Annotated in this window: 1 protein-coding gene; it reads left to right on the top strand. The window is 52.7% G+C overall.

The annotated features are described in order from the left end of the window. On the top strand, positions 1-1,223 hold a 1,223-nt coding region (locus ADU23_RS31700), incomplete at both ends, for an ABC transporter substrate-binding protein (protein ID WP_053377947.1).

Raw genomic sequence — 1,223 nt, 5'->3', positions numbered from 1 at the left:
CTTACGGCTTGCTCATCGGGCAATAATGGAAGCGGTTCCGCGACGAGCGGGAATACGCCGAAGGAAGAGACTAACGCGGCAAACGCGCCGAAAGAGAACGTRAAAATTTCGTTYATGGGCCATGGCAGCCCGCAGGAGAAGGATATCTTCGCAAAGCTTATTAAATCGTATGAAGCGAAATATCCGAACGTAAAGGTCGAATATACAAGCGTGCCGCCGGCAGAGTACAACCAAAAGCTGTCGACGTTAATCGCATCAGGCAAAACGCCGGATGTATTCTACGTATCGGGGCCGCAATTTTTCAAATATGCGGAAGCTGGCACGATCCAAAGTTTGCAGCCGTTTCTAGAAACGACAGAGCTGTTCCAAGAGGACAACGTATGGAAGCAAGCGCTGGATCGCTACCGATATGACGGAAAGATGGTTGGGCAAGGCGACCTCTATGGTTTGCCGAAGGATGTAGGTCCGTGGGCAATGGCGTACAACAAAACGATGTTTGAAGCAGCTGGGGTAGAGCTGCCGCCAGCGGAGGTTGGCAAGTGGACATGGGATAACTGGCTGGATGCCGCGAAGAAGCTGACGAAAGACGAGAATGGGGACGGTAAAGTCGATATTTACGGCGGAGCTAACTTCACGCTGGAAGGCGCGGTATGGGCAAGCGGCGGAGATTTCATCGATCACAAAACAGGGAAGATCACGATCGATACGCCTGAATTCGCAAGCGCCATGCAGTGGGTAGCCGACCTTCGCCTGAAGCACAACGTGACACCGTCGCCAGAGGATGAGAAAGCAATGAACGCTTACTCCCGTTTCGTGGCTGGCAAAGTAGGCATGTTCCCGATGGGGCCATGGGATCAACCGGGCTTCTGGGACTTGCCGTTCGACTGGGATATCGCGGCATGGCCGGTGAACCCGGCAACAGGCAAAGCGGGCACATGGGTTGGATCGATGGGTTATTCGGTATCGAGCAAATCGAAGCATGCCCAGGAAGCTTTTAACTTGGCAGCGTTCCTTGCGCTTGATAATGAAGGACAGAAGCAAAACTACGAGCTGGGCCAAGCGGTGCCTAACCTGATTGATATGGCAAAAGGCGAGTTTGTGAGCTATGACAAAGCACCTGCAAACCGCCAAGTATTTCTGGATATTATTGAAGACTACGGGCACCCGACGATTGATTTTGGCTCGAAGGACACCAAATGGATCGATACGATGTGGCAGGAGGC

This window comes from Paenibacillus sp. FJAT-27812 (assembly GCF_001273905.1).
Taxonomy (GTDB): domain Bacteria; phylum Bacillota; class Bacilli; order Paenibacillales; family Paenibacillaceae; genus Pristimantibacillus.
Note: the sequence above shows the minus strand (reverse complement) of the source record. Positions and strands in the feature narration are given on the sequence as shown.